The sequence below is a fragment of the Phytopseudomonas argentinensis genome, from assembly GCF_900113905.1.
GTDB classification, from domain to species: Bacteria; Pseudomonadota; Gammaproteobacteria; order Pseudomonadales; family Pseudomonadaceae; genus Aquipseudomonas; species Aquipseudomonas argentinensis.
The window spans coordinates 401816-427305 of record NZ_FORC01000004.1 but is presented as its reverse complement, the minus strand read 5'-3'; the positions used below and the strand labels follow the sequence as shown (position 1 = coordinate 427305).

Annotated in this window: 35 protein-coding genes and 1 pseudogene; 32 read left to right on the top strand and 4 right to left on the bottom strand. The window is 62.8% G+C overall.

Going from position 1 to position 25490, the window contains the following annotated elements; all coding sequences use genetic code 11:
- Nucleotides 1-3: 3 nt before the first annotated feature.
- From BM154_RS19740 to BM154_RS19700, 9 genes are all read left to right on the top strand, one after another.
- The gene (locus BM154_RS19740; protein WP_074888214.1) at nt 4-867 is read left to right on the top strand and encodes a head maturation protease, ClpP-related; all 864 of its coding nucleotides are present in this window, start codon (nt 4-6) and stop codon (nt 865-867) included.
- The gene (locus BM154_RS19735; protein WP_074888211.1) at nt 864-2060 is read left to right on the top strand and encodes a phage major capsid protein; all 1197 of its coding nucleotides are present in this window, start codon (nt 864-866) and stop codon (nt 2058-2060) included. Before BM154_RS19740 ends, BM154_RS19735 begins: the two co-directional genes overlap by 4 nt.
- 60 nt (nt 2061-2120) lie before the next feature.
- Entirely contained in the window at nt 2121-2522 is a 402-nt protein-coding gene (locus BM154_RS19730) for a hypothetical protein (RefSeq protein ID WP_074888208.1), read from the top strand.
- Nucleotides 2523-2533: 11 nt separating this feature from the next.
- A complete protein-coding gene (locus tag BM154_RS19725; protein WP_074888205.1) occupies nt 2534-2842 on the top strand; it encodes a head-tail connector protein in 309 nt (102 codons plus the stop codon).
- Nucleotides 2839-3387 carry a hypothetical protein gene (locus BM154_RS19720; protein WP_074888201.1) on the top strand — a complete coding sequence of 183 codons (549 nt, stop codon included), beginning with the start codon at nt 2839-2841 and terminating at the stop codon, nt 3385-3387. The genes BM154_RS19725 and BM154_RS19720 overlap by 4 nt, the downstream gene beginning before the upstream one ends.
- On the top strand, nt 3387-3995 hold the full coding sequence (locus tag BM154_RS19715) for a hypothetical protein (RefSeq protein WP_074888198.1): 609 nt from the start codon (nt 3387-3389) through the stop codon (nt 3993-3995). The genes BM154_RS19720 and BM154_RS19715 overlap by 1 nt, the downstream gene beginning before the upstream one ends.
- Nucleotides 3996-4134: 139 nt before the next feature.
- Nucleotides 4135-4569, top strand: a complete 435-nt coding sequence (locus BM154_RS19710; protein WP_074888195.1) for a hypothetical protein — start codon at nt 4135-4137, stop codon at nt 4567-4569.
- A 23-nt stretch (nt 4570-4592) separates the two neighbouring features.
- Nucleotides 4593-4772, top strand: a complete 180-nt coding sequence (locus tag BM154_RS19705) for a hypothetical protein (protein WP_074888192.1) — start codon at nt 4593-4595, stop codon at nt 4770-4772.
- Nucleotides 4773-4784: 12 nt separating this feature from the next.
- The gene (locus BM154_RS19700) at nt 4785-5573 is read left to right on the top strand and encodes a phage tail tube protein (RefSeq protein ID WP_074888189.1); all 789 of its coding nucleotides are present in this window, start codon (nt 4785-4787) and stop codon (nt 5571-5573) included.
- A gap of 678 nt (nt 5574-6251) precedes the next feature.
- On the opposite strand, the gene BM154_RS19695 is transcribed toward BM154_RS19700, so the two are convergent.
- Entirely contained in the window at nt 6252-6845 is a 594-nt protein-coding gene (locus BM154_RS19695) for a hypothetical protein (protein WP_074888187.1), read from the bottom strand.
- Between the two features lie 139 nt (nt 6846-6984).
- On the opposite strand from BM154_RS19695, the pseudogene BM154_RS24680 reads away from it, so the two are divergent.
- A pseudogene (locus BM154_RS24680) lies at nt 6985-7134 on the top strand (DUF4236 domain-containing protein); the annotation flags it as partial.
- A gap of 25 nt (nt 7135-7159) precedes the next feature.
- Here BM154_RS24680 and BM154_RS24470 read toward each other — a convergent pair.
- Nucleotides 7160-7489, bottom strand: a complete 330-nt coding sequence (locus tag BM154_RS24470) for a hypothetical protein (RefSeq protein ID WP_244157223.1) — start codon at nt 7487-7489, stop codon at nt 7160-7162.
- Between the two features lie 296 nt (nt 7490-7785).
- Here BM154_RS24470 and BM154_RS24325 point away from each other — a divergent pair, with 296 nt between their 5' ends.
- The 20 genes from BM154_RS24325 to BM154_RS19595 all read left to right on the top strand — a co-directional run bounded on the left by BM154_RS24325 (nt 7786) and on the right by BM154_RS19595 (nt 23040).
- Nucleotides 7786-8244 carry a zinc ribbon domain-containing protein gene (locus BM154_RS24325; protein WP_208609463.1) on the top strand — a complete coding sequence of 153 codons (459 nt, stop codon included), beginning with the start codon at nt 7786-7788 and terminating at the stop codon, nt 8242-8244.
- Nucleotides 8245-8297: 53 nt separating this feature from the next.
- The gene (locus tag BM154_RS19675; protein WP_074888175.1) at nt 8298-8663 is read left to right on the top strand and encodes a hypothetical protein; all 366 of its coding nucleotides are present in this window, start codon (nt 8298-8300) and stop codon (nt 8661-8663) included.
- A gap of 175 nt (nt 8664-8838) precedes the next feature.
- Nucleotides 8839-10977 (top strand): tape measure protein, encoded by a 2139-nt coding sequence (locus BM154_RS19670; protein WP_074888173.1) that lies wholly within the window; start codon nt 8839-8841, stop codon nt 10975-10977.
- Between the two features lie 44 nt (nt 10978-11021).
- The gene (locus tag BM154_RS19665; protein ID WP_074888170.1) at nt 11022-11525 is read left to right on the top strand and encodes a hypothetical protein; all 504 of its coding nucleotides are present in this window, start codon (nt 11022-11024) and stop codon (nt 11523-11525) included.
- A gap of 2 nt (nt 11526-11527) precedes the next feature.
- Nucleotides 11528-13237, top strand: a complete 1710-nt coding sequence (locus tag BM154_RS19660) for a hypothetical protein (protein WP_074888167.1) — start codon at nt 11528-11530, stop codon at nt 13235-13237.
- 2 nt (nt 13238-13239) lie between these two features.
- Nucleotides 13240-13722, top strand: a complete 483-nt coding sequence (locus BM154_RS19655; RefSeq protein WP_074888164.1) for a hypothetical protein — start codon at nt 13240-13242, stop codon at nt 13720-13722.
- Nucleotides 13715-15304 (top strand): hypothetical protein, encoded by a 1590-nt coding sequence (locus BM154_RS19650; protein ID WP_074888160.1) that lies wholly within the window; start codon nt 13715-13717, stop codon nt 15302-15304. The genes BM154_RS19655 and BM154_RS19650 overlap by 8 nt, the downstream gene beginning before the upstream one ends.
- The gene (locus BM154_RS19645; protein WP_074888158.1) at nt 15301-16065 is read left to right on the top strand and encodes a hypothetical protein; all 765 of its coding nucleotides are present in this window, start codon (nt 15301-15303) and stop codon (nt 16063-16065) included. The genes BM154_RS19650 and BM154_RS19645 overlap by 4 nt, the downstream gene beginning before the upstream one ends.
- Nucleotides 16062-16451 carry a hypothetical protein gene (locus BM154_RS19640; protein ID WP_074888155.1) on the top strand — a complete coding sequence of 130 codons (390 nt, stop codon included), beginning with the start codon at nt 16062-16064 and terminating at the stop codon, nt 16449-16451. The genes BM154_RS19645 and BM154_RS19640 overlap by 4 nt, the downstream gene beginning before the upstream one ends.
- 26 nt (nt 16452-16477) lie before the next feature.
- Nucleotides 16478-17059 carry a hypothetical protein gene (locus tag BM154_RS19635; RefSeq protein ID WP_074888154.1) on the top strand — a complete coding sequence of 194 codons (582 nt, stop codon included), beginning with the start codon at nt 16478-16480 and terminating at the stop codon, nt 17057-17059.
- Nucleotides 17052-17540 carry a hypothetical protein gene (locus tag BM154_RS19630; protein WP_074888151.1) on the top strand — a complete coding sequence of 163 codons (489 nt, stop codon included), beginning with the start codon at nt 17052-17054 and terminating at the stop codon, nt 17538-17540. Before BM154_RS19635 ends, BM154_RS19630 begins: the two co-directional genes overlap by 8 nt.
- A 4-nt stretch (nt 17541-17544) precedes the next feature.
- Nucleotides 17545-18072 carry a hypothetical protein gene (locus tag BM154_RS19625; RefSeq protein ID WP_074888148.1) on the top strand — a complete coding sequence of 176 codons (528 nt, stop codon included), beginning with the start codon at nt 17545-17547 and terminating at the stop codon, nt 18070-18072.
- Nucleotides 18072-19085 (top strand): glycine-rich domain-containing protein, encoded by a 1014-nt coding sequence (locus BM154_RS24005; RefSeq protein WP_139225490.1) that lies wholly within the window; start codon nt 18072-18074, stop codon nt 19083-19085. Before BM154_RS19625 ends, BM154_RS24005 begins: the two co-directional genes overlap by 1 nt.
- A 1-nt stretch (nt 19086) precedes the next feature.
- Nucleotides 19087-19671, top strand: coding sequence for a hypothetical protein (locus BM154_RS19620; RefSeq protein ID WP_074888145.1), 585 nt, complete (start codon nt 19087-19089; stop codon nt 19669-19671).
- On the top strand, nt 19668-20120 hold the full coding sequence (locus tag BM154_RS19615; RefSeq protein ID WP_074888142.1) for a YiiX/YebB-like N1pC/P60 family cysteine hydrolase: 453 nt from the start codon (nt 19668-19670) through the stop codon (nt 20118-20120). The genes BM154_RS19620 and BM154_RS19615 overlap by 4 nt, the downstream gene beginning before the upstream one ends.
- 61 nt (nt 20121-20181) lie before the next feature.
- Entirely contained in the window at nt 20182-20628 is a 447-nt protein-coding gene (locus BM154_RS19610; protein WP_074888139.1) for a structural protein P5, read from the top strand.
- The gene (locus tag BM154_RS24000; protein WP_074888136.1) at nt 20625-21200 is read left to right on the top strand and encodes a lysis system spanin subunit; all 576 of its coding nucleotides are present in this window, start codon (nt 20625-20627) and stop codon (nt 21198-21200) included. The genes BM154_RS19610 and BM154_RS24000 overlap by 4 nt, the downstream gene beginning before the upstream one ends.
- Before the next feature lie 70 nt (nt 21201-21270).
- Entirely contained in the window at nt 21271-21540 is a 270-nt protein-coding gene (locus BM154_RS19600; protein ID WP_074888132.1) for a hypothetical protein, read from the top strand.
- 638 nt (nt 21541-22178) lie between these two features.
- Nucleotides 22179-22442 carry a hypothetical protein gene (locus tag BM154_RS23995; RefSeq protein WP_139225489.1) on the top strand — a complete coding sequence of 88 codons (264 nt, stop codon included), beginning with the start codon at nt 22179-22181 and terminating at the stop codon, nt 22440-22442.
- A gap of 139 nt (nt 22443-22581) precedes the next feature.
- Nucleotides 22582-23040 carry an anti-virulence regulator CigR family protein gene (locus BM154_RS19595; protein ID WP_074888129.1) on the top strand — a complete coding sequence of 153 codons (459 nt, stop codon included), beginning with the start codon at nt 22582-22584 and terminating at the stop codon, nt 23038-23040.
- 85 nt (nt 23041-23125) lie between these two features.
- Here the strand turns inward: BM154_RS19595 and BM154_RS19590 are convergent, their stop codons facing one another.
- Nucleotides 23126-23359, bottom strand: coding sequence for a hypothetical protein (locus BM154_RS19590; protein ID WP_074888126.1), 234 nt, complete (start codon nt 23357-23359; stop codon nt 23126-23128).
- A gap of 235 nt (nt 23360-23594) precedes the next feature.
- Nucleotides 23595-23858, bottom strand: a complete 264-nt coding sequence (locus BM154_RS19585; RefSeq protein ID WP_074888123.1) for a hypothetical protein — start codon at nt 23856-23858, stop codon at nt 23595-23597.
- A gap of 272 nt (nt 23859-24130) precedes the next feature.
- On the opposite strand from BM154_RS19585, the gene BM154_RS24465 reads away from it, so the two are divergent.
- Together BM154_RS24465 and BM154_RS24460 are read left to right on the top strand one after the other, a co-directional pair.
- A complete protein-coding gene (locus BM154_RS24465) occupies nt 24131-24595 on the top strand; it encodes a hypothetical protein (RefSeq protein WP_244157222.1) in 465 nt (154 codons plus the stop codon).
- Nucleotides 24586-25299, top strand: coding sequence for a GGDEF domain-containing protein (locus BM154_RS24460; protein WP_244157220.1), 714 nt, complete (start codon nt 24586-24588; stop codon nt 25297-25299). The genes BM154_RS24465 and BM154_RS24460 overlap by 10 nt, the downstream gene beginning before the upstream one ends.
- Nucleotides 25300-25490: the final 191 nt, after the last annotated feature.

Here is a 25490-nt window from a genome sequence, read left to right as displayed (position 1 = left end):
CCCATGAAGCTGAAGATCCAGTCTCGCGGCCTGCGCAGCGAGCTGAGCCCGCGCGCGCTCAAGAAATGGAACCCTGCCATCCAGGCGGCGGTGGAAAGTACCTCCGACACCATCACCATCTATGGCGTGATCGGTGAAGACTGGTACGGCGAAGGCGTGACCCTCAAGCGCATCGACGCCGCGCTGCGTGCCATCGGCGAGCGAGACGTGACCGTCTACATCAACTCGCCCGGCGGCGACATGTTCGAGGGCATCGCCATCTACAACCGTCTGCGCGAGCACAGCCACAAGGTCAGCACCAAAGTGCTGGGCATGGCCGCCAGTGCTGCCTCGGTGATCTATCTCGCTGGCGTAGAGCGCCAGGTGGCCAGCAGCGCGTTCCTGATGATCCACAACTGCTGGACGGTGGCGGGCGGCAATCGCCATTACTTCCGCGATATTGCCGACGACATGGAAGAGTTCGACGCCGCCATGGGCGACCTCTACGCAGAAACCAGCGGCCAGACGGTCGAGAGCATGGCCGAGATGATGGACGACGAAACGTTCATCCGCGGCAAGCGCGCCGTCGAGCTGGGCCTGGCCACCGGCCTGCTGGCCGCCGACGAAGTGACCGAACGCACCACCACCGAAACCCAGCAGAACAACGCCCTCAAGGCCATGGACATCGCCCTGGCCAAAGCCGGCGTGCCGCGCTCCGAGCGCCGCGAGTTGTTCGCCAATTTCAAGTCCGGCACGCCTCGCGCTGCTGGCGGGGACACGCCGCGCGCTGTCCCGACCGATAAGCGAAGCGCTGTCGCCCCTGACCTTTCCGCCTCCCTGTCAGAGGCGTCCGCAATCCTCAATTCCCTCAAAGGAGAATCGCGATGAGCGACTTCGAAAAGCAGTACAACGAGCTGAACGCCAGCCTGAAGCAGATCGGCGATCAGATCAAAGCCCAGGCCGAGAACAGCCAGAAGGAAATCGCCAAGAGCGGCGAGATGCAGGCCGAAACCCGCGCCAAGGTAGACGAGATGCTGACCAAGCAGGGCGAGCTGCAGGCCCGCCTGCAGGAGGCCGAGCAGAAGCTGGTGAATGCCAACAGTGATCGCGGCCAGGGCGAGCGTCAGCATTCTGCTGGCGAGCTGGTTGTCAGCGCCGAGTCCATGCAGGGCGTTAACAGCTCCTTCCGCGGATCGCGCCGTGTTTCGGTACCGCGTGCGGCAATCACCTCGGTTGGCAGCTCTGGCGGCTCCCTGGTGCCGGCTGATCGCCGCCAGGAAATCATCATGCCGCCGGAGCGCCGCCTGACCATCCGTGACCTGATCGCCCCCGGCAACACCACCAGCAACTCCATCGAGTATGTGCGTGAAACCGGCTTCACCAACAACGCGGCTGCCGTAGCCGAGGGCGGCGCCAAGCCATACTCGGACATCACCTTCGCGCTGGAGAATGCGCCGGTCCGCACCCTGGCTCACCTGTTCAAGGCAAGCCGCCAGATCCTCGACGATGCCGCCGCGCTGCAGAGCTACATCGATGCACGTGCGCGTTACGGCCTGCTGATGGTGGAAGAATCCCAGCTGCTCTACGGCAACGGCACCGGCGCCAACCTGCAGGGCCTGATCACCCTGGCCCAGGCGTACGCCGCGCCGGGTGGCATTGTCGTCACCGGCGAGCAGCGCATCGATCGCCTGCGCCTGGCGCTGTTGCAGGCTGAGCTGTCCGAGTTCCCCGCGGACGGCATCGTGCTCAACCCGATCGACTGGGCGGCCATCGAGCTGACCAAGGACGGCGAAGGCCGTTACATCGTCGGCCAGCCTCAGGAAGGTACCGCGGCCCGTCTGTGGAACCGCCCTGTGGTTTCCACCCAAGCCATGCAGCAAGACGAGTTCCTCACCGGTGCATTCCGTCTCGGTGCGCAGATCTTCGACCGCATGGACATCGAGATCCTGGTCTCCACCGAGAACGACAAGGACTTCGAGAACAACATGGTGACCATCCGCGCCGAAGAGCGCCTGGCCTTCGCCGTGTACCGCGACGAAGCCTTCGTCACCGGCCCGCTGACCGGCGCCGCCGGCGGCTGATCCTCAACCCGTCGATAACCCAAGGCGCCCGATTCGGGCGCCGAACACGAGGGAATTCCCGTGGAAGGTACCGAGAACAGCAACACCAATGCCGGCGACGGCGCAGGCGATGGCGCGAATGGCGCAGCGCCTGCAGCCACTGGCCAAGCCACCGCCCCAGCCGCCGCTGCTGCAACAGCTAAGCCTGCCAAGGCTGCCAAGGCTGCCAAGGCTGCCGGCAAGCCGGTCATAAAGAACGCTGGCACCGCTGGAGAAGCCGAAGCAGATCCAACGGCCAAGACCAACCCCAACCCGCAAACCGTCGAAATCTGGCCGCTGCGCTCCTACCAGGACGCCGGCGAGATCAAGCGCCGGGGCGGCAAAAGCTACAGCGTGCCCAAGCGCCACGCCGATGCACTGATCGCCCGTGGCCTGGCCACTGACGAGCAGCCGGCCAAGGCCAAAACCGACAGCACCGAGTAAGGAACCATCCTATGCCCATGCCGACCCTCGCGGACCTCAAAACCCACCTGCGGATCCGGCACGGGCATGAGGATGCCGATTTGCAGATGAAACTGGACGCGGCCATCGACAACGCCAGCCAGTTCATCAACCGCCCGATCCCCTGGACGAACGAAGCCGGCGAGCTCGTGGACGTGCCCAACAGCGTGCGCCTGGGCATCCTCATCATCGCCGCCGAGCTGTACACCAACCGGGAACAGTCGGTGGTGGGCACCATCTACACGCCCATACCCAAGGCCGAGAACATGCTGCACTTCTACCGCGTGGGGCTGGGCATATGAGAGCAGGGCGCCTCAACACGCCGGCCACGCTGCTGGAGCTGAACGCCGACATCCAGGCCTGCGAGCTCGACTGGATGTGGTGCGGCATCGACACCAAGGAGAGCGCCGAGCCGCCGTTCCCCACCGGCCTGCGCAACCCGGCCAAGGTCGCCATTCGCGCCTGGTGGGACGAACGCCTGCGCCAGGGCCGGTACCTGCGCACCGAGCACCGCCTGTTCCACATCGACAGCGCCCGCGACTACCGCGGCGACCGCGCCGAACTGGCCATCACCGCCACCGAGTTCATCGGCGAGCGTGCCCAGCTGGTGCGGGCAAGTCGGCCTGCGCGCTGCGTTCGGGTTTTCCTCGACATGCAGAGCCCCTGGCGTGACGAGAACGGGCAGGTAATCGACTACCGCACCCGCGCCGAGGTCGCGCTGATCGAGGCGGGCAGGGTGCACACCGACGACAGGCTTACCGTCGGCGGCGTCACCTACCTGGTTACCGCGCTGCCAAGCGACATGGACGACGGCATCGTCCGCAACATCTGGCTGGAGCCGCTCTGATGGACATGGGCGTACGGCTCGTCGGCAAGGAGCTTGCCCGGGCCAGGCTGGCCCAGATCAACCGCAGCATCGACCCAGTGCTACGCGGCGCGCTGAACACCACCGCCACCAAGACGCGCACCGAGCGCTACGTGAAACGCATGGGCGGCGTGTTCAAGTCATCCATTCTCGGCGCCCGCCTGGGCGGTGCGGATGTGCGCGGCAAGCTGACCATCAAGCGCGCCCGTAAAGGCCGGATGAACAGCCGCATCATCCCGTCCAGCTCCGGCGTTCGGGTCGATGATTATCGGCGCTGGTTCTTCGAATGGGTCAGCCCGACTCGTGCCAGGGTTTACGTGATGGGCCTGCGCGGCAAGAAGCTCGCGGCAGGCTTCGTCAACCCGGCCAGCGTCGGGCAAAAGCCCCTGGCCACCCGCGGTGACAAGCGTACCGCTAACAAGAACTACCGGCGCACCCTCAAGCTGCAGACCGCCATAGGCCCCTCGATGGCCTACTGGTTCCAGCAGCTGACGGGCGCCGAAACCATCCGCTGGACGAACACCTTCCTGCGGCAAGAATTCGAACGCCGCGTGCGGCGAGAGATCGCCCGATACGGCGGAGGCGTCTGATGCGAATCAACTCTGTTCCGCCCGCACCACCGGCGCCTCCGCCGTGCCGGTTGGTGTGCACCGCATGCGGAGACATCACCAAAGCTCGACGGCACACACATTGGCTGTGTCGGCTGCGGGTCTGGTTGGGAGGTGAGCCATGATCAAGGCCACCCAGGTCACCAAGGCATTGCGCGATCAGCTCGAGCAGATCCGCCCGGCCAACGGCTACTACACCGACCTCAAGGCCGTTTACGGCCCCAAAGATAAACCCAGCGAAAGGCCGCCGCTGCCGTATGCCCTGGTGCGTTGGGCCAGCGACGTGCGCACCGACCTCGCGGTGACCCAGGCGCTGCGCGCGCGCAGCTTCGAGATCGAGGTGTTCTTCAGCAAGGCCTGCGACGAGGAAGACCTCGACGCCGTGCACGTCGACATCCTGCGTTGCCTGGGCATCGGGCAAGACCAGCCCGAACGCAAGTTCCCGGGCCTGCTGGAAGGCGAAGACGAAGCCATCCCGCGCTGGGCCAGCAACGGCGAAACCACCCACAGCATCACCATCACCGTCGGCGTGCAGTACGCGCAGACCTACAACTGACGGCCCCAGGCCAGGAGAAGCACATGAAACTGAAGGCGATCACGCCCCAGTACGTCGAGGGCCGCCTGGTGCCGCCCGGCAAGCAGTTCGAAACCACCGACGCTAATGGCGCGCGGCGAATCGAGGAGGGTGGCGCCAAGCCAGAAACCCCCACTACTACCAAGACCACCAAAGCCAAGGCCTCGGCCGAAGCCGCCCAGTAAGGAGCCGCCAGCATGCTTCACACTCAACTTTTCCGCGGCCCTTGCGGCGTCGCGCCGTATCCGTCGTTCGCATTCGAAGAGCTATTCAAGCTGCAGAACGTGACCGCCGAGCCTGAGCAGACCGAGATCGTCATCCAGGACCCGACCCGTATCGGCCTGCCCGAGCTGGACGGCGTCAACTCCGTGACCGCCATCAACATCACCGGCGAGGCCGTGAGCTTCAGCCCGGCGGCAGCTGCCGTGGCCCTGTACGGCTCCGTCGAGCGCGTACCGGCCGGCACCGCCGAGGAGGAGCAGCACGACGCCTACGTCGACCGCACCATCCGCCTGGCCAACATCCCCCTGGTGGTCACCAGCGTGACCGCCGTTGGCGGCGGCACCACTTATGTGCGTGGCGTCGACTACTCCGTCACCCCTGGTGGCATCCGCGTACTCATCGGCGGCGCCCTGGCCGACGCCATCAATGCCACCGTCGCTCCGGCGGACGGGGGCCTCAAGCGCCTGCCGATCGAGGTCAACTACAGCTACCCGACCGTGGACGTGATCAAGCCGTTCACCCAGGGACGCAAGTTCTTCCGCGTGATGTTCGAGCAGATCAACGAAGCCGGCGACGGGGAGAAGCGCCGCATCACCTGCTTCTACGCGCGCATCAGCCTCAACGGTGGCATGCCCCTGAACCAGGCCGCCGAGTTTGGCGTGATTCCCGTGTCCATCCGCCTGCTGGCCGACCCGAACATCTTCGACGCCGGCGAGGCCGCGATCTGGGAAATGGAAGTGCAGAACACCGACGAGGCGGCGTGATCACCAGCTCGCCCGCAGGTTGCTTTAGCAGCCTGGCACTTTCTCGGTAGATTTCAGCCATTGTGGACACAGCGGTAATCAAGGCGCCTTGAGCGCTTTTTTTTGTCCACAGAAAAATCCACGAAACCCGGAGCCGACAAGGCTTCCGGTTTTTTCTATGCTCTCGAACCAGCCCGATGCTGGCTGCACCACTACATGTAGTGGGCGTGCACAGCAGCAGTGATCAAACCATTGAGTAGTCCCACGGTAATCTGTTGGTTGCGAAGTGTGGGTAATGCGACCGGTTTTTATAGAGCCACATATCGAGGGGAGATGGTGTAGCCCAGGACCTGAGCCGCAAAAACCCTCACTGTTAGGGCTCTGCCCAGGTACGAGTGACTGCACCGAGATGAGATGAATGTTTGAAGCAATTCGGGCTGAATGATTTCAGGCGGCCCCCAAAAAGCAAAACCCCCGAGGCCGGCCAGCCCCGAGGGTTTTTATTTCCACCCCTTGGAACGAGCAAGGAGCAGAACATTGGTCAATTATAGGCCCAAACACCGGGTCAAGGTAGAAGGACATATGCATCCAGAAGATGCCGGCGTTGTCGGCAAAAGGCTGGCCAATGCAGCGCTGCTCGCCGCTCTGCTGTTTGGCGTGGCCGCCATTCTCTACGCGGTGCGCTGGTGGTGATTGGCGTCAGTGCCACCACCGCCAGATTCGCACTTTATTCCGGTACCTGATCAGTTGGGTGGCGCGGCCGGAGAAACGAAGCCAGGCCAGTTCGAATGCGTACATCGGTGCTCCCGCAATGGCAGCCTTGGCTGGCGATGATGCGAGTGGGCCTTCGGGAAGATAGACAATCTCTTTCAGCCCTAACGCCAACACCCATATTCCCAACCAAAGCACCATGATGATGAAGCAGGTGTGACCTCGGCTCTGCTCTCGGTTTATCCACGGTTCATCGAACCGGTACTTCCTGATCCACACAGCGTCCTTCTTCTTCCAGCGCCTGAATTCTCGCCGGAACCAGCCTCGAGCATCGCGGATAGCGATTCGCTGTTGGCCTGTCAGAAGTAGCGGCTTCGTCGGCTCGCGTATTGGATGGCCGTAGAGGCGAGCCGCAAGGCCTGATAGGCGAACCCTTAGCCGGCCGAACCAGGCTTTGATTTTTCCTGCCATGGCCAGAACGAAAACAGGCGCCAGGTATTTTATGCTCTCGGTGAAGCCGAGCTCGAAAGCCAGCTGAACAAGCCAGGCCCAGAAGGCGCCTGGTGATGACAGAAAATCCATAGTCACTCCCGCGTTCAAGGCGGGCGAACCTACTACCCATCGACGTTCGGGTGTAGCTGGGATTTCATACAGCGTTGCAGGCTCATTAAATCCGACTATGATGGCAAATAGCTTTTACAAGGTCTGAAGGAACAGAGCGATGGCCCTCCGTATCAGGAAGAGCATCAAGATTGCACCCGGTATCCGGCTGAACGTCGGAAAGAAGGGCGTCAGTACTTCGGTTGGCGGCAAAGGCTTCACCGTCAACATAGGCAAGAAAGGAACCCGCCTCACAACCGGCATACCTGGCAGTGGGATTTCCGCCAGTCATTTGTTCAAGTCAAAGCAAGCCTCTGCGCGTGGCCAGCTAAATGCTCAGGGCATACATAGGCCTCACACGGATTGGAAGGGCTGGCAGATAGCTCTGGTGCTCGCATCCACGTTTGTTGTGCTTTTGCTTTTGACAAGATCATGAAAAGGATTTTTCTGCTGGCTTTGACCGCCTTATGGGTGACGCTTCCATCTGCTGCGACTGTAAATAAGTGCATCAACGCCGCCGGAAAGGTGACGTTTACCCAGCAAAACTGCCCAGAAGAACATGCGCTGGAAGATGTTGTATCAGCACGTAATGAGAGGCCAAGCGGCACCGGTGCTTCTTCTCGCATGGCAGAACCCGCCGGGCCGGTCTCCCGTTCCGGGGGACAGCGATATACGGTAGTTGGCGAAAAGCCCTCAGCAAAAGCTCGGCCTTCTCTGCCTCAACCGGATAATTCTGGCGATAGCGGCGTGCGTAGGAGTGCTGGCCGGCAACCCCAGATCAGGTACGAAGATCGTCTTGTTGATTGCTCTCGGACGGACAAACATGGGCGGCGAATCGGCTGCTCGCAGATGATTAAGGTGCCTGTGGCACGATGACCAATCGTGACGTGTTAGATTCCGCCCATTGAATGGGAGGGAAACCGTGGCGCTTATCAAATGCAGGGAATGTGGCAATCTGGTTTCGACGGAGGCGAAAGCCTGTCCGACTTGTGGCGCGAAGCCCAAGGCCAAAACCAGCATGGTTACCTGGTTGGTGCTGGCCGTGATAATTTTCTTGGCATTGAAGTCATGCATCATCGGATCGCCATCAGGAACGGAGCCACCCGCTGCTTCAAGATCAGACTGTTCTGACACCCTGGCGCACGTGATGGCCACCAACTTCGTGAAACGTCAGCTCAAATCACCGACAAGTGCCAAGTTTCCCTACACCAGTGATCGCGATGTCAGCATCACCAAGCTCTCGGATTGCCGGTATCAGATTCACAGCTACGTCGATTCGCAAAATGGTTTTGGCGCGATGATCCGTTCTCGGTTCAGCGTCATTATGGACGGTCTGCCAGATGGAAAGTCATGGCGAGCCGAGCAGCTAAGTATCGATTGAGCTGCAACCTACAACGACCCGCCCCGGCGGGTTTTTTTATGCCCGGAGTTTGTATGAGCGAGCTGGAAATTCTGTTCCCTGAGTACCCAACCGTAAGCGTGTTGGGAAAGCAGGTGACGGTGAAGGCGGTTCGCCTGGCTGACCTGAGCGCCTTCGGCGCGGCCTCGGGCCGCCTGCTCGCCTTGATGGCCGCCTGCTCGACCGAGAATCAGGCGGAGTTTGCGGAAAAGCACTCTGGTGATCTGCGTCGTGTGCTGCGTATGGCTACCAGCATTGGCTGGTGGCGTGCGCGGCGTTTACCAGCGCCGGTGGCCCTGGAGCTGTTCGGCGTGGTGCTGCAGGTGAACCACCGTTTTTTCACGCAGGCCCTGGCGGGGGCGGCAAAACGGCTGGGTGGGCAGTTGCAGCACAACGGCTGATCGCCGCTGGCCACGCCTTCGCTGACGTCGCTGACTACAGCCTTGATCAGGTTGAGGCGTTCCTGACCGCCATCGGGAAGCAGGAAGCGCACGCGCAGCGCAACGCGCTGATCGTGGCGCGGGCCGCAAAGGCCAAGCAGTCGAAATTCAACGAGATTCTGCGGGAGCTGGATAAATGAGCGGTCGGGTAACCACGCAGCTCGTCATCGACGGCAAGAACAACTCGCAGAAGGCCTTCCAGCAGGTGGACAAAAGCCTGAACGAACTGGATCGCAAGTCGCTCGACGTCGGTAAGAACCTCAAGCAGTTGTTCACCGTAGCCGCCGTTACGCAAGCCGTGCGCAGCTATCTGGATGTGGCAGGCGCCGCCGGCGAACTGGATTCGCGCATCAAGCTCACCACGAAAAGCCAGGAGGAGTTCAACGAAGTGCAGGGCCGCCTGCAGGAGCTGTCGCGCCGCACCTATAAGAGCTTCGCTGAAACCGCTGAGGTGTACATCAGCGCGGCCAAGCCGCTGAAGGAACTGGGCTTCACCACCGAGGATACGCTCGGCGTGGTCGAGGCCATGAACCTTGGATTGGTAGCCAGCGCGGCGACCGGCGACAAGGCCGCCCGTGTGATCCAGCAGTTTGGCCGTGGCCTGCAGCAGGGCGTGATCCGAGGGGATTCGTTCAACGCGGTGCTGGAAGATGCCCCCGTGCTGCTGGACGCGCTGGCCACCGGCCTTGGCGTGTCGCGCGCTGAGATTCTGCGCATGGCCCAGGCTGGCGAGCTGACGACCGAGCGGGTCATTCCGGCACTTACCAGCCAGATAGACTCGCTAAAGGCCAAGGTGGAGGAGATGCCGACCACCTTCCGCGATGCCAATGTGGTGCTGGGTGACGCATTCACACAAGCGATCAAGGAATTCGACAACCTCTCCGGCGCCGGGGGCACGGCCACCAAGTCGGTGATGGACTTCGCCGAGGCCATCCGCGCGGCTACAAAATCCGAAGGTTTCAAGGCGTTCGCCGAGTTTGTGGGGGACGGCGTGAGCAACTTCGTTTCCATCGGTAAGGATTTGGGCTATATCACCGCCAGCCTGACGGGCAACGTGGCTGAGCTCGATCGAGTAGACAAGGAGATCGAGAAAATAGAGGCCGCACTGAACGGCTTCGGCATGCTCGACCTGATCTATACCGATGCGCAGCTGCAGGTGAAGCTAAAACAGTTCCAGGATTACCGCGAGCAGTTGCTAGAGCAGATGGCCGGCCTAAGCAAAGACGCCCGCGACAAGATGGAAGAGGGCCAGAAGGCGGAAGCCGAGGCCTTGGCCGAGTACAACCGCCTGAAGCTGGCTGGCGAGCAGAAGTGGGTCAGAGACATGAGCAGCATGCGCAGCAAGCTGCTCGAGGATACCAAGGCATCGATCAAGGCCCAAGTCGCCGAAGAGAAGAAGGCCGTCGGCGATATCGCCAAGATTCGCGATCAGCGACTGGCAATCGAGAAAAAGTACAGCGATACGCTGGCTGCCTTCGCTGGCGCTGGCCGTGGCGGCGCGACCTTCGGGACCGCGCAGGACCTGATGGCGTCCGCTCGCCAGGCCCTGGTGCGCGGCGACTTCGAGAACGCAAAGCAGCAGGCCGAAGCGGCGCGCCAGATACTCGTAGACCTGGCCAATGCGGGCGAGAACACCTATGGCTTCCAGGGCTTCGCCAACCAGCTCAAGCAGATCGAACTGGCGGCAAACGACTTGGAGCAGTCCAAGGCCGAAGAGAAGCTCAAAGCCATCCGCGATGGCATCCAGGGCCTGAAGGATCAGTCGAAGGATCTGGAGCAGGTGCGCGTGACGCCGAAGCTGGACGATGCAGCTGTTGCGGCGCTCGGTGAGCAGATCAAGGCGCTAGCTACATCCATCGGCCAGCAGCTGACGATCCCGGTACAGCTCGACTTCACGCAGCCCTATACGCTTCAAGACGCTGGCCCGCCGCCGACAGGCTTCGCCACCGGCGGCCACGTTCAGGGGCCGGGCACAGGCACGAGCGACAGCATCCTGGCGCGACTTTCCAACGGCGAATACGTGATGCGCGCCGCGGCGGTGAAGCAGTACGGCACCACGCTGCTCGATCGTATGAATGGCCTGCACCTGCCGGCATTTGCCGACGGTGGGATGGTCGAGGCGGCCATGTCCGCCCCGTCAGCGCCGAGCTTCCCCAACTTGGGGAGGATGGTGCTGGAAGGAGGTGGCCAGCAGGTGCCGATTTACGTGGCGCCGGAGCAGGGCCCGAACCTGCAGCGCCTGGCCGCCAAGTTCGGACGAACCAAGCGTCCTTGATCAGCCCGCCACCCGGCGGGCTTTCTGTTTCTGGAGCAGTACCCATGGCACACCTCCACATCATGCTCGGCGGAGTGCCGATCGTGACGCACGCCGGCGCGCCCGAGCAGAGCGAAGCGCCAATCGGCGGCAGCAGCCTGCTGCGCATGAGCGATGGCAGTGCGGTCAAGCAGCAACACTGGCAGCGTGCATCCGGCAGCGTGAGCGGCAACGGGCTGATGCCGCCCGGCCTCGACGGCCTGGATTATTCGGTGCCGCTGGAGCTGCGCCTGACCGAGGTGTCGAACATGGTCGGCGCCGGTCCCGACTTCGTGCTCACCAGCACGCCGCGGCCGGACAAAGCGCCCTGGGCGTTCTACCAACTCGACGACGAACTCTGGTACCGCTGCGCCTGCAGCTTCGCCAATGGCGTGGTCACCGTGCCGCCAGTGGCTGGCGCAGTGCTCTACCAGGTGGCGTGGATGCCGGTGTACTCGGTGTTCACCGACAAGCCGAGCAAAACGCAGAACACCAACCACAGCTGGTCCATCACCTGGGAAGAGGCCTGACCATGATCAACGGATCTCCGCTCAACAGCGGCCCGCTGAACACGCTCCGGGCAGGGGTGGCGCCGCAGCCTGAGCCAGAGTACCGGGTGCATGGCACCTCCTACGTGTGGCGGTTAAGGCTGCTGATCGGCGGAGTGGACATGACGGCCATCCTGACCGGTCAGCTGGACGTCGACCGGGAAGAGGGCGCCGCCGCGGTGGCGGGCTTCAGCCTGTACCTAGCGCCCGGCAAACCGGTGGTGCCGACGCAGTGGATCGGCAAGGCCGTGACGCTCGACTACATCAGCCGCGACCGGTACGGCGTAGTTACCGAAGCGCGGCTGTACACCGGCCTGCTCGAGCTACCCACCTGGGACGCCACCACCCGCGTGCTGGGCTGCGAGTGCAGCGACCAGCTGCAGCAGCGCATCGAGGGCCTGACCCTGGAGCAGATCGACGATCTGTGCGGCGGCACCTGGTCGGCGGACGTGTTCGAGCCCGTGGAGGGCCGCAGCCGCTGGGACTACGCCGGCGAGCGCATGAGCACCCGCCCGGCCAGCCTGGATGCGGACACGCAGGGCAACCTGCGCACCACCAGCTGGTACGCCGCCGCCACTCCGCACTACGTGTTCGGCCCAGGCCAGACCCTGGACGGCAGCGTACAGCTCGAGCTGCAGGCCCACGGCGGCACCACGAACTATGTCGAGATCACGCTGGACTACCGCTACAGCCGGTTGTGGCAGTTGGCGCAGGGATTCGGCTGGACGCATGACGGCATGGCTGGTTTGAGCGGTCTGCAGGGTTTCTGCCAATGGCGGCGGGACTCGACAGAGTTGCCGACCACCGAGATGGTCGAATCCGCCATAACCGGTGCCGGCCTGGCGCTGGTGGGACGCGTGGGCGGCTTCAGGTTGCCACCTGGCATGTCGAATCCCTGTGGCGATGGGATTCCATGGATCAACACCTTCGACAACCTGTGGCTCAGCGTTGACGTTACCGGTTCGCGGCGCTGGGTGCAGACGGTCACCGAGCAGTACAAGCTCGCGCTGTTCACCCCGCTTGGTGCGGATGAAGCCACCCGGGTGATCAGCCGCGAGTCGACTAGCTTCGAGGTCGAGAACAGCCGCGTCGACGACTGGGAGGGCAGTGATCCCGATGCCGGCTCACGACATGAAGAGCTAGCCGACGAAGCCCGTCGCGTGTCGGCGCTCACCTGCTTGCTCAACCGTGGCAGCTCCACGCTGATCGCTGCGCATCGCGGCACCACACTGAATTGGCAGGTGCCCACGGACATGGCGCTATCTGTCGACTTGGTGCACACCCTCAGGCTAGACGACCGCGCCAAGGGCCAGGGCAAGTGCCGGCGCATCCAGCACGTACTGGACCTGGGCACCGGTACGGCCATCACCACCCTCAGCGTGGCGATCATGCAGGGTGGTGGCCAGAGTGACCCGCTTGAGGTGCCGGCCGCGCCAGATACCGAACTGCCACCCATGCAAAGCGGCGCGCCGCTGCTGACCACTCACATCGGTGGGCGGCCTGACGCCCCGCCCTACAACGAGAACTGGATGGGCTTCACCGGTAACTATTCGTTCACCACGAGTGATAACACCTACCCACGCCAGTTCAAGGCGCAGGCGCGAGACATTCCCGCCGAGTACCGCGACGAACGCACGGCCACCGCTGAGCGCTCGTACCGTGTGGGCGTACCGAGCGACCTGTTGGAGCTTTAGGCATGCCCACAAACGAAGAAATCCGACGGGGTATCGGCAAGAACAACGAGGCGGCACGGCGCAACATCGGCAAAGGTAACGAAGCCGCACGGCGCCAGATCGGCCGCGACATGATCGAGCTCCGCACCGGCAAACAGCAGGTGCAGGACATCAATGCCCTGGTGACGCAACCACGCCAGCAGCGCAGCCTGCCGCGGCACGAACCACGTGGTGGGCTTTCTGGTGGGGTGGGGGTCGGGACTTACACGCCTCCACCGGCCAGCACTGGCGGTGGTGGCATCGCCAGCCCGCTGACCGTGCAGCAGATCATTTACTCGGAAGAGCCCAGCTACGTAGCCACATTCGACGCCAGCGGCTACTTCGCGGTGAAGAAGATTGCCCGCATAGTGATGGTCGACGCGGAAGGGCGGCAGATTATCGTCGAGGGCTTTGCCGCTCTGGACGAGAACGGAAACCCGAAACCACCGGAGAATCCGAATGGCTAGCAACTGGCCACCCAGCGCGATCACAGGCATCGACCCGCTGCCGTACCACGGCTTGGTGTACACCGTTCAGGGCAACCCGCAAATCATGCTCGACCCCATGGATGGGCGGGCGCCCGTGCCCATGCCGGCGTTCTACTCGCGATACCTGGGGGAGAACCACCGGATGGCGGACTACGCCGCGCAGCAGGACGGCTACCTGTGGGACATCGGCATGCCGGACCCGCCACCCAGCCCTGAGATCGAGGCCGCGGGTGGCAAGCTGCTCGGCCGTCGGATTGTGGGCGGCGGGTTGTTCCTGCCGGTGCGCCTGGGTGAGCTGACCCGCCATTTGTTCATTTCCGGCAGTGTGTTCGATGGGCAGGTGCGGTTCGAGGCACAGCTGCGTGGAGGTATGGGCCGTACGCTTGCGCAGCTGCCGCTGGCTGACGTCGAGCTCGACTGGTCCAAGGCCGCGATCGAGTACGACGGCTCGCTGGCCTCGAGAATAATGCCGGTGCCGAGCTACGGGCTCAGTAAGCTGGATATCAGCCCGGACGGCACGCGCCACCTGTTCGGTGTAAGCCTGGCCGGCCTGGCAGATACCGCGGGCTGGGCCACCACCATGGTGGCGATCATCGAGCTTGTGCTGAGCCTGGATGACCAGGGCGAGGTAAAGGGCGTGGCGACGATTCGGCGCACAGCCGCCGAATTGCTGGGCAGTTACAGCTTCACGGTGAACAGCGACCTCCAGCGCCTCTCCAGCGTGGCGGATGGCTACCCGAGCTGTACCTCGCATCCCGTAGTGCAGGACAGGCCCAACGAAACCAGCGGCGATAACGGGGCGCGTGGGTGGGAGAGCAAGCGCACGGGTGTGGTGATCGGCGCGGTGTATGCGGGTGATGACATTGACTTAATCACCGCAAGCTATGCCGACCAGCGCAGCGAGACGATCAGCACCACGACCGATTCTTACCAGTGGGGCAAGCCCAACGCTGACTCGGGCACCTGTGAGCCCTGGCAGCCCGGTGAAGAACCGCCCAGGCCACCGACGCGGCAGCGCTATACGTCGACTTATCACTATGAGCTGGCCTTCAGCTTCAGGGGCGCGAGCATCGACACCAGCATGGATTCCGATCGGCTGGTTACGCTCATGCAACCTTCGGGTGGGCGGGCTACCGGCACTTCGGTAACCAATGACTCGGCATCCGCGGGCCTGCAGCGCACGCTTGAAGAAGAGGTTGCCCCCGGCACGTTGCAATCGCTGGACAAGCTGAACCCTCGAAATGACGCGGGCCTGATTTACCTGCCCGCGGCGCTTTGGGCCACGAACTACTACACGGTGAGCGCGGTGGTCCGGCGCAACTGGGTGTCGCTCGCCACGTTCGAGAGCTACACCCTGACGGGGCAGCCCGGCTACAAAACGTTCTGGGGGCCGCTGCTCACGCCGCTGGGGGTGGTGGGTGAAACCACCGAATACCCGATCCGCACTTCTGGCAGCGGCCTGGTACCGAACTTCATCTACAACGCCGCCTTCAACCCCATAAACGGCCAGGCCGTGCGCGAGTGCGACATGCCCGGGCGAACCATCGCAGGATTCATATGAACTACGTCAACAACTGGAGCCGGCCCGTCACCCTGGCGCTCGGCGCGACGTCGCTCGCGCTGGATCTGCCGGACGCGCCGTACCGCCTGACCCTGACGGACAGTGCCGCCGAGCCGACGCGCTGGGAAATCATCGACGCGATGGTGGCCAGCGGCACTGCCACGTTGCAGCGCGGCCGCGAGGGCACGCTCGAGCAGAACTGGCCAGCTGGCAGCGTGATTTACAACGCGCTCACCGCCGGTGTGCTCACGGACTTGCTGCAGGCGGTGGCTGATCTACAGGCGCGCGTGGCGGCGCTGGAAGGCGGTGCTGACGGGCACCTGGTGACCGTGGGCGATAACGGGTTTTTCCTGGGCTACTTCCTTGACGCCCAGGGCAACCAGCTCGGCAGCATCGAGCCGCAATCCGTATCGGTGCCTTTGGCTGGCGATCGCCAGTTGATCGGCGTGGCTTTTCTGCAGGGTGCCGGTCTGTTCGTGCTCGGCCTGGCCGGCGGCGATGTGCCGGGTGATGTGCTTCAGGCTGTCGAGGTGGAAGGCCACGGTCTGCTGCTGGCGGCCGATGCGACCTTCACGCCGAGCGAGGATGGCGGCCAGTGGCAATGGACGGTCACCAGCACTGGCGGCTGGGCGGCCGGCGAGCAGCGCCGCATCGATATCCAGTTTGGCGGCGCGGGCGGTGGTAACGAGCTCAACGATTCACAAGGCCAGCCGCTGGTAGACAGCGCCGGCAATCAACTGACTACAGGGGCAACCGCGTGAGCGTACAACATGAATACCAAGGTGGCGGGGACCCGAACGGCATCGTGACCGCCGACGTCAACAGCCACTACCTCAATCTGGATGATCAGGGCGTGTGGATGTGCATCAGCCGCTCCGGGAATGTGTCGCAGTGGGCGCTGATCGGCGGGCCGCTGAGCGACGCTGCCGGCGAGCGTTACGACATCAACGGCCTGCAGTACTTCGATGGCGTGGTGGGGCAGAGCGTGCAATTCGTTTTCGACTTGCCCAACCGCCTGCTCTCCAACGTGGAGATCAGCGGCAACCCGGCCGAGTTCTTCACCTCGGACCCATACTCCCGCGTCGAAATCCGCCCGGTGGCCAACGGCGACCTGATGGTCTGCGTAACCCCGCTCACCGAGTACTGACCCCCATTGCCCTGGAGTAGCCAGCCATGCAGCCGGCCTGCCTCGACCTGCCCGTGACAAAAGGCGCCACGCTGCGCAAACCGCTGCTGCTGATGCAGCCCACCTACACCTACCGGCCGATAACGGTCATCGAGCAGAGCGCGCCGCTGCGGCTCACCGTGCCCGCGCACGGCCTGCCCGGCGACTGGCCGACCTGGATCGAGGGCGTAAGCCAGTGGTCAGCCCTTAACCGCGACAAGGCCCGCGAGCCGTTCCGCATCGCCAGGCCCGTGGATGCGGACACCCTCGAGTACAACGACCTGAACGGCCTGGGCCAGCGCGCCGCCGGCGGCACGCTGGTTTACCAACTACCCGTCGACCTGGCTGGCTGCAGCGCCGAGCTGGTGATCACCCCGGAGCAGGGCGCCGAGCTGGTGTTCAGCACCGCCAACGGCGGCCTGGCCATCGTCGGCCTCGGCCGCCTGCTGCTGGAAATTACCGCGTCGCAAACGGCGGCCATCGACTGGACCGAGGCGCGGTATAGCCTGGACATCACCTTCAGCGACGGCAGCGTGCAGCGCTGGCTGCAGGGCAAGGTGACCCTCAGCGGAGGCTGCTGCCATGGCTGATGCCCAAACCGTGATCGTCGACGCCGTGCCATTCGTGCTGGTGGTCGAGCCGCAGCAGGTGGCGGGCGTGGTGGTGGCCAGTGGCGGACAGGGGCCGGCCGGCCGCCAGGGTGAACCAGGCCCCGCCGGCGGCTCAGCCGTTCAACGCCTCGCCGGCGAGCAGCTGAGCGCCCTGCGCGTGGTGTACGAGTGGGCCGGAGTGGTGCGTTACCTCGACCTGCTGGACGCCTCGCACATCGACCAGGTGGCCGGCGTCACGCTCACCGCGGTGGAGCAGGGCGAACTCGTCAACCTGCAGCTCTCCGGCCCGCTCGATGACGCCACCTGGAACTGGCAGCCAGGCCCGGTATGGCTCGGCGCCGCCGGCACCCTGACCCAGATACCGCCGCTGGATGGCCACCTGCTGTTCATCGGCAACGCCGTTTCACCCACCCGCATCATCATCAACATCGACCAGCCGATCGCGCTGGCAGAGGAGTAACACCATGGCTGCAAAAACTTACCTGCGTCTGGTCGGCGGCAAGCTGCGGCAGATCGTGGCGACTGTGATCTCTGGCGGCGCGGCCAATGCCGGCGACCTGGTGGCGCTGGACGACACCGGCCGGCTGGATTCGAGCGTGCTGCCGGTCGGCATCGGTGCCAACACCAAGCAGATCCCGGCAAGCGAGCCGCTGACCGCCGGCAACTTCGTAAACTTCCACAGCAATGCGGGGGTGCTCAATGTGCGCAAGGCCGATAACAGCAACGGCCGCCGAGCCGATGGCTTCGTGCTGGCTGCCGTGGCCAACGCCGCACCGGCAACGGTCTATCCGCTGGACTCGGCCAACACCGCGCTGACCGGCCTCACCCCAGGCGCTGATTACTACCTTGGTACCGGCGGCGCTGTGGTCAGCACGCCCCTGGATGAAACCCTGCCAGCGAACCAGACGGGCGCCAAGGTCAGCCAGCTGCTCGGTACCGCCATCTCGGCGACCGAGTTGGTAACGAACGACTACGACCCGGTGATTCTGTAATGACGGCCCGCCGCCCCATCGTCCGCGTCGGCGGGCGCTTTCAGCAGCTCCCCGCTGGCGACACGCTCGATGTGCCGGCTGATTGGGATGCCCTCAAGGCGCCGGCCATCGCCAGCGGTGCCCTGGTTATCGATCTCGTCACCTCGGCAGGCTTTCGCGTGGCGCTAAACCAGAACGTCACCGCCCTCAGCTTCGCTAACGTACCGACCGGGCGCGCGGTGGCGTTCATCGTCACCTGGGTACAGGACGCGACCGGTGGCCGCACGGTCGTCTTCCCCGCCAGCGTAAAGGCCGTGGGCGGAGGTGCGCCTGTGCAGCCGGCGCCGGGCGCAAATGCGGTTTCGGTTCAGTCATTCTACACCGACGATGGCGGGGCGACGTTTTCGCAGTCGGCCATGGCCGGCGCCTTACGCGGCATCCAGGTTTTTCGCTCAAACGGCACATGGACAGTTCCGGCCGGGTGTAGTGGCTTCCGTGTCGAGGTTGTTGGCGGCGGCGCGGGAGGGCAGGGTGGTGATGGTGTATCAGGTCAGTATGCCTTCCCTGGTGGCGGTGGCGGCGGTGGCGGCAGAGCAATAAAAACCCTTGTATCCCCGCTACCGGGAACCTCTTACAGCGTTACCGTCGGCAAGGGTGGAGCAGGCGCTCCTGCCGGGAACACGGCGGTTACCGCCGCAGCAGGAGGGACATCTTCATTCGGCTCAGTTTGCTCTGCTACAGGCGGGTCTTCTAACGGTTATGGCGTCGGTGGAGGGGGAGGCATGGGTATTGGCGGCGACTACAACACCTCTCTGGGTTCGGGAGCTAACGGTGCCCCGCGCGGCACCGATACGCTGAGATTTTACGGAGGACGCGGGGGGGCTTCAAACCAGACACCCGCCTATGGCGGATCGGGAGCATCCCAGGCCCCAGGTGCCGGAGGCAATGGTGGCGGGGTCACAGTCCCATCAGAAGGCGGGACGCAGCCGGGTTATGCCGGGGCAGATGGTATCGTCATAGTCGAGTGGTGGTGACATGTGGGCCAGAGTTGAATATGGCATCGTTGTCGAGGTAACCGGTGACGATCCACAAGGTAGGTTTCACCCCTCGCTGTTATGGGTTGACTGCCCTAGCAGTGTCGACATTGGCTGGACGCTCATTGGCGATGAATGGAGAGAGCCGGATTTGCCCTCACCAAACGAGGAAGAAATTCTGCGGCGAAAGTTAAGAGCCAACAATGCCTCTTATACCGCCGCCACCCTTGCATTGACAGCGGACTACCCACAGCTCGAAAAAGACACTTGGCCCACTCAGAACGAACAGGCCGCCGCTTGGGTCGCCGACCCTGAAGGGGCGGTCACGCCCTGGATTGATTTGGCAGCCATCGAGCGCGGTATCGATCGCGAGGAATACCTGCGTAGAACCCTGGTCAAGGCCGAGCAATTCAAGATCCTCAGCGCCTTCTTGACAGGTCGCCGGCAGCGGTACGAGGACAAGATCAAGGCAGGTGGTGATCCTCTGCTTGATTACGCCCTTACCGCAGCCGTGCGGGCTCAGCTGCAGCAGGTCGCCATCGACGGCATGTCCCTGCCGGCCGCCGAGCTTAAGGGGGTTCTATGAAAGTCATATTCTCAACCGGCCCGCACCTTGGCAGCTGGTTCCTGCGCACCGTTCTGTTCAGTGAATGGAGCCATTGCGGGGTGGTCATGGAGGACGGGGAAACGGTGATCGAGGCTTCTTCCAAGTATGGCGTGGTCGAAACCCCCATCGAGAAATTCACCCGGTACGGCCGCTGGGCGATCCTCGACTGCCCGGTACTGGATGCTGCGGCGGCGTATGCCGCTGCCCGGGCGGAGCTCGGCAAAGGCTACGACTGGTTTGGCCTGCTCGGCCTGGCCGTCACCAAGCAGCTGCAGGACGACGATAACTGGTTCTGTAGCGAGCTGGTTCAGCACGTGAAGAACGCCGGCGGCCTGCATGACCTGCGCTACGACCAATGGCGCGTGACGCCTCGCGACCTCTGGAACCTGCCGTATGAGGTTGTGTTCGCCCAGGGTCTGGTCACCTGACGATCCTGCATTCAGTCCTCAAGCCCGCCTCGTGCGGGCTTTTTCATGTCCGGAGAAAACCATGAGCACCAGTCGCGGCATCCGCAACAACAACCCTGGCAACATCGATTTCAACCCGCGCAACAAATGGAACGGCCAGCTCGGCCTGGAAGTAGGTGTACCTCGCCCGCGCTTCGCTCGCTTCGACGAACCGGAGAACGGCATCCGCGCCCTGGGCAAGCTGCTGCTCAACTACCGCGGCAAGGACGGCATGCCGGGCGTTGGTGGCCCTGGTATCGACACGGTGCGTGAAACCATCAACCGCTGGGCGCCTGGGCACGAAAACGACACCGAGGCCTACATCGCGTCCGTGGCAAAAGCGTTGCGCGTGAAGCCGAACGACATCATCGATGTGCGCAAGCCCGACGTGCTCCGCACATTCGTTATCTCGATCATCAAGCACGAGAACGGCGCGCAGCCATACAAGCCTGAAGTCATCGAGGAAGGCATCAGGCGGGCACTGGCATGACCTGGCTGAAGCTGTTCCCCGGCAAAGCCATCGCAGTGCTGGCCACCGTGCTGCTGCTCATGACCCTGGCCGCTGGCAGCGCCTGGCGCTATCAGGAGAAGAGCTACAGTGCCCAGCTGAGCGATCAGGCCCTTGAGCACGAGCGCGTGCTCAGCAAGCGCGACGAGCTGCACGCCGCGACTCTGGCGGAGATCGGCCGGGTCGCCGCCGCGCAGGAGCGCCGCAACCAAAAGCAACGCCTGCTGCTGGAGCAGCAGCTGCAGGCCTCATCCCAAAATGAATACAGGAAGCTGACCGATGCTGAGAAAACTGCTGGCCGCCTGCGTGATCGCCTCGCTACTGCTGAGCTCCGGCTGTCAGTCCTCGTTGCCAACCCCGCCGCCGGTGGTGGCAGTGGCAACGGAGTGCCCACGCCCGCCGGCGCCGGATGTCTGGTGGATGGCGCCGGCCGAGCCGACATTGACCCAGGAGCTGCTCAACGAATTGTCGGCATCGCCAACCGAGGCGACCGGGCGATCATTGCCCTGACGGCGTGCCAGGCGTACGTGCGAAAAGTGTCGATTGGGGGATGAGGGAGGACGGTGAGGGGGGCCTCCGGCCCAGGCGCGTATACTGCAGCCATTCGCCTATGAGGATTTTCGTATGCTGACGGTAGAGATGAAGGGGTGGGGGCTCAGCCTTGATAAGAAGATAGGAATTTCCCAGGGTGCAGCAATTTGGGAGTTCAATCGCAACGCGAATTCATACTGGAATGCCGATCTGCGGCAGCCGTATCGATACGCCCGTATTACACCCGCTGAGCCGAAGCCCGGTCAGAAGGTCGAGGTTATCCTGCTGCAGTCGCCCAGCGCGCCTGAAGATACCTGGGTCAATAAGGGGCAGGGTGTTGTTTCGATTTACGATGGAGATTGAGTGCCCAGAACGGGCGAGAGGGAAGGTTGATGTAATCGTTTGCGAGCTGATCGATAAGGCCCGGCATCCCAGTTACTAACTGGGGTGTCGGGCCTTTTTTTGTGGCCGCTGTTTGGGGCAGATTTTGGGGCAGTCTTTGACTTTGGTGGTGGTTCTGGTGGGCTACAGCCCGCGTAAAACCACACTTAGACCACCTTAAAACCCCATGCAGAACTGCATGGTGATGTTAGCGGTGGAGATCAAAGGTGTTACCTATCAATAAGTTATGAGCGCTTTTGTGAGGCTGGCTGCGATTTCGAGCCGATCCAGCTCGCACCAGTCCGAGGTCGAGTTGAGCCATATGCGCGGAGGTTGAGGGCAGCATTCACTCGGCGTGACTGAGCTGCCGGGCAATAAAGGCGGGGTTTCAAGCCTGATATTTGCGCCTATTGTCGCATAGCTGTGCCGGCAGTTGTATCGCGGCTGCGATAGGCCCCGCCGCAATGCTTGCCTGCACAGTGGCAGACCGTTTCACGGCGCGCCTGCAGCCGGAGCACCGTTCGGCTGAAAGCCGTAAACTTTCCTGAATCCCCGTCACAGAGCCTCTGTCACTAAATACAGACGCGGTATTTCCCACGCATGTCGATGAGGTGACGGTAGTGAGATGCTTTATCTGTGGCGACGACGCCTGGCTGATTTCCAAAACGGGTACCTATGCGGCATGCGATTGCCGCACCTGTGGCTTGTATCGAGTCGAGGGCGGTTGGTCTCAGGGCATCGCTACCCCGGTGCCTGCCGATGACTTTCGCGCCTTCCTGCAACTGCAGCGCGAGGAAAGCCCGGATGACACTCCGGTGATCAGCAGCGAGGCGGCCAAGTCATTGCTCGCGCTGAGTCAGCTGAGTACCTCCCAGGCGATCTGAGCCCCTTTGGTTCTCTACGCCTACGGCGACGCATTGGCAGCCCCGGACCGTGCTCCGGTCAAGTCGAGGAGCCCGGAACTTATGACGCGCCGGGCGTCTATTGTGCTGGGATTCTCTGTTATCGGAAGGGAACATTGAGATGGCCAGTTCACGCCTGCTTATGACAGCCGTTGTTTCAATCGCGATGGCCATCGGGCCATGCCTGGCTGCCGCCGACCCGGGTAATGGCAAAGGCCATGGGCAGGGCAATGGCAAAGGTCAGGCCCAGCACTATCAGGGGCCAGGCAAACAAGGTGGCGGGTTCAACGAAGGAGGGCGCCATGGCGGCCCATCCATCGATCGCGGTGGCATATTGAGCATCCTGCAGGGCAATCGCTCCTACTGGTCGCCTGCACCGACGCTGCCGCCGGGCATCCAGAAGAACCTGGCGCGTGGCAAACCTTTACCGCCGGGCATCGCCAAGAAGCTGGATGGCCGGCTGCTGGGGCAACTGCCGCGCTATGACGGCTACGAATGGATGCAGGCCGGGGTGGATCTGATTCTTGTTGCAGTGGCTACCGGGGTCATCTACGAAGTGCTCAATGGCGCCTTGGACTGACGCAAGCGGCTGGCGAAGCGATTTGGCGACTCAAGCTGCTGGCTTTATCTTGGCAGCGGTGAACTGACAGATTGCCGCTTACCGCTCACCCTTTGGAGCGAACGATACGCCCGGCCTTGATCTCGCCGGCGTATTTGCTGAGTCGGTCTTCATCATTGGTCAGCACGCCGACCATGCGCAGAATGGCCCAGGCATCCGCCTCGTTATTGGTTCCCCTGAGCCGCTCGGCAATCTTTACCAGGTCGACGGAGACCCATCGCAGGTCTTCGGCGACGGCTTTCAGGTCCTGCTTCAATAGCTGGGTTTGGCGCTGGCCCATAGATCCTCGTCGTTCGCGTTGAAATTGGTGATTGCTACCGTTGAAGGTTGACGGCAGCGCTTGCTGTTCCTGTCAGGTGCCAGGACTTCATTGCAAATGGGTATTTTACGCCATTACAGGATGGCGTAAGAAACGAGATGGAGCCGGCTGGCTTGAGGTGGGAGTTGGCAGGCGTTAAGTAAGCTGTTCATGGCCGAGGGCGGCAACTCGTCTGCCGGGTTACCGCCTCTGCCACTTACAGGTCTTTTTTCAGTTCCTTGTCGATATGTTTGTCGGCCTTGTGGCGCTCCTTGCTGTTGTGGTCGATGCCTTTGTCGATCTCCTCGGCGCTGTGATGCTCACCCTTGTCCACTTCGTGGGCATCGTGCTTGGCATCCTTCTCCATACCCCGAGCCTCCTCGCGAACGCTTTTTTCGGCCGGGCTTTCTGCCATGGCCGCCGGAATGACCGTGGCAGATACGAACAGGGCGGCAGCCAGAGTGATAAGTGCTTTTGGCATAGTGATTCTCCATGTCGCTATGGGCAGCCCAGGCGGGCTGTGCACCTTGAACTCTAGCCGCTGAGATACCAGGTGGCGTGCAATTGGTCGGCCTGGGCACACCTGATTAGGCGGGCAACCTGTTCTGCTTGTCAGGCGATTGCCTTCCAGGCCAACACCTGGCTAGCATAAGGCGATATCAAATGGCCATTTAAGTGACGACTCCCCGCCTTGCGGGGTGCATCGTTCCAACATCGAGTCCCGCCTACCCATTTCTCACCTGCGCGAACCCAATGGTCACAACCGTCATCCTTGGCATGCTCTGTCTGTACCTGCTGTGTTTCAGCGTGATGTTCGTGCTGATCAGCACCCGGCTCTCCGACAAGAAAATGGGCATGGATGTGTTCGCCCTCGGCAATCTGCTACTGGGCCTTGCTTACATCCTCCAGCTGGTCGGCGGTGCGCCCGGCTGGAGTGCGTTAAGCGTGATCAACCACACTCTGACGCTCTGTGCGCCTGTCACCTACGTACTTGGTGCCATGCGCTTTTTCGAGCGGCCTACAGCTGTGTTGCGCCCGCTACTCATCCTGGCTGGCACCTACAGCATTGCCCAGGCAGTGGTACAGCTCTGGCTCGGCAATGAGGCACGGCACGCCTTGTTGGCCGGCGTCTGTGCGCTGCTCTTCCTGCTCATGACGCTGGCGGCGCTGTACGGCAGCCGCACTTTCGCCAGGGATCTACGGGTTGAATGCGGGTGATTGCCGCATTGATCGCCGGCATCGGCGCGCTGAACGCCGCCAAGTTCGTGATGATTGTCAGCGGTGGTATGGCGGCGCTGGACATGAGTAGTGGCTTCCAGAAGCTCTTCTACTTGTACATGTCTTTCCTGGCGACCGTGTTGCCGCCCTGTGCGGTGTGGCTGGTGCTGCGCCGCCTGACCGACGAGCTGCGCAGCCTGGCCGCCCACGACCCACTCACGCGACTGCTCAACCGCCGTGGGCTGATGGACGCCCTGGGCGCTCATTTTCGCTTTCGTACTGCGCAGCCTGCCTTTTTGGTGATCGCCGACATCGACCATTTCAAACGCATCAACGATATCCATGGTCATCAGGCCGGCGATTTGGTGCTGTGCCACGTCGCCGATGTAATCACGGCCACCGCCCGCCAGGGTGATCTGATCTGCCGGTTGGGCGGGGAAGAGTTCCTGGTCATCGCCCTCGGCTCGGACAGCGCTGGTGTGCTGCACCTGGCAGAGCGCATGCGCGCGGCCATCGAAAAAATCGAAGTGCCTGATTTGAGCCGCGGCCAGGCCATTCGCTGCACGGCGACTATCGGCGTTTCAGAGCAATTCGAAAGCGTACAGGCGTTCGACAAATGCCTGCAGCAGGCGGATGCGGCGCTTTATCGGGGGAAGAATGCAGGGCGAAATCGGGTTGAGTGCGGATGGGAGTTTAAGGTTTAGTCACGGTCCAGCGTGGTCTGCCCTAAGTCGCTCCAGGTGGCTGCTGTCTGCCTTGCGCCTTTATCGATAAAGAAATCTGCCCCTTTTTACCGACTGGAAGTAAGAGGGCTGCGCGGCGATCTTGGCGCAGCGCTCATCGGCCAGAAGGAGCACCTCGACCGACGCCCTAGATGTCGCTGAGCTGTCTCGAC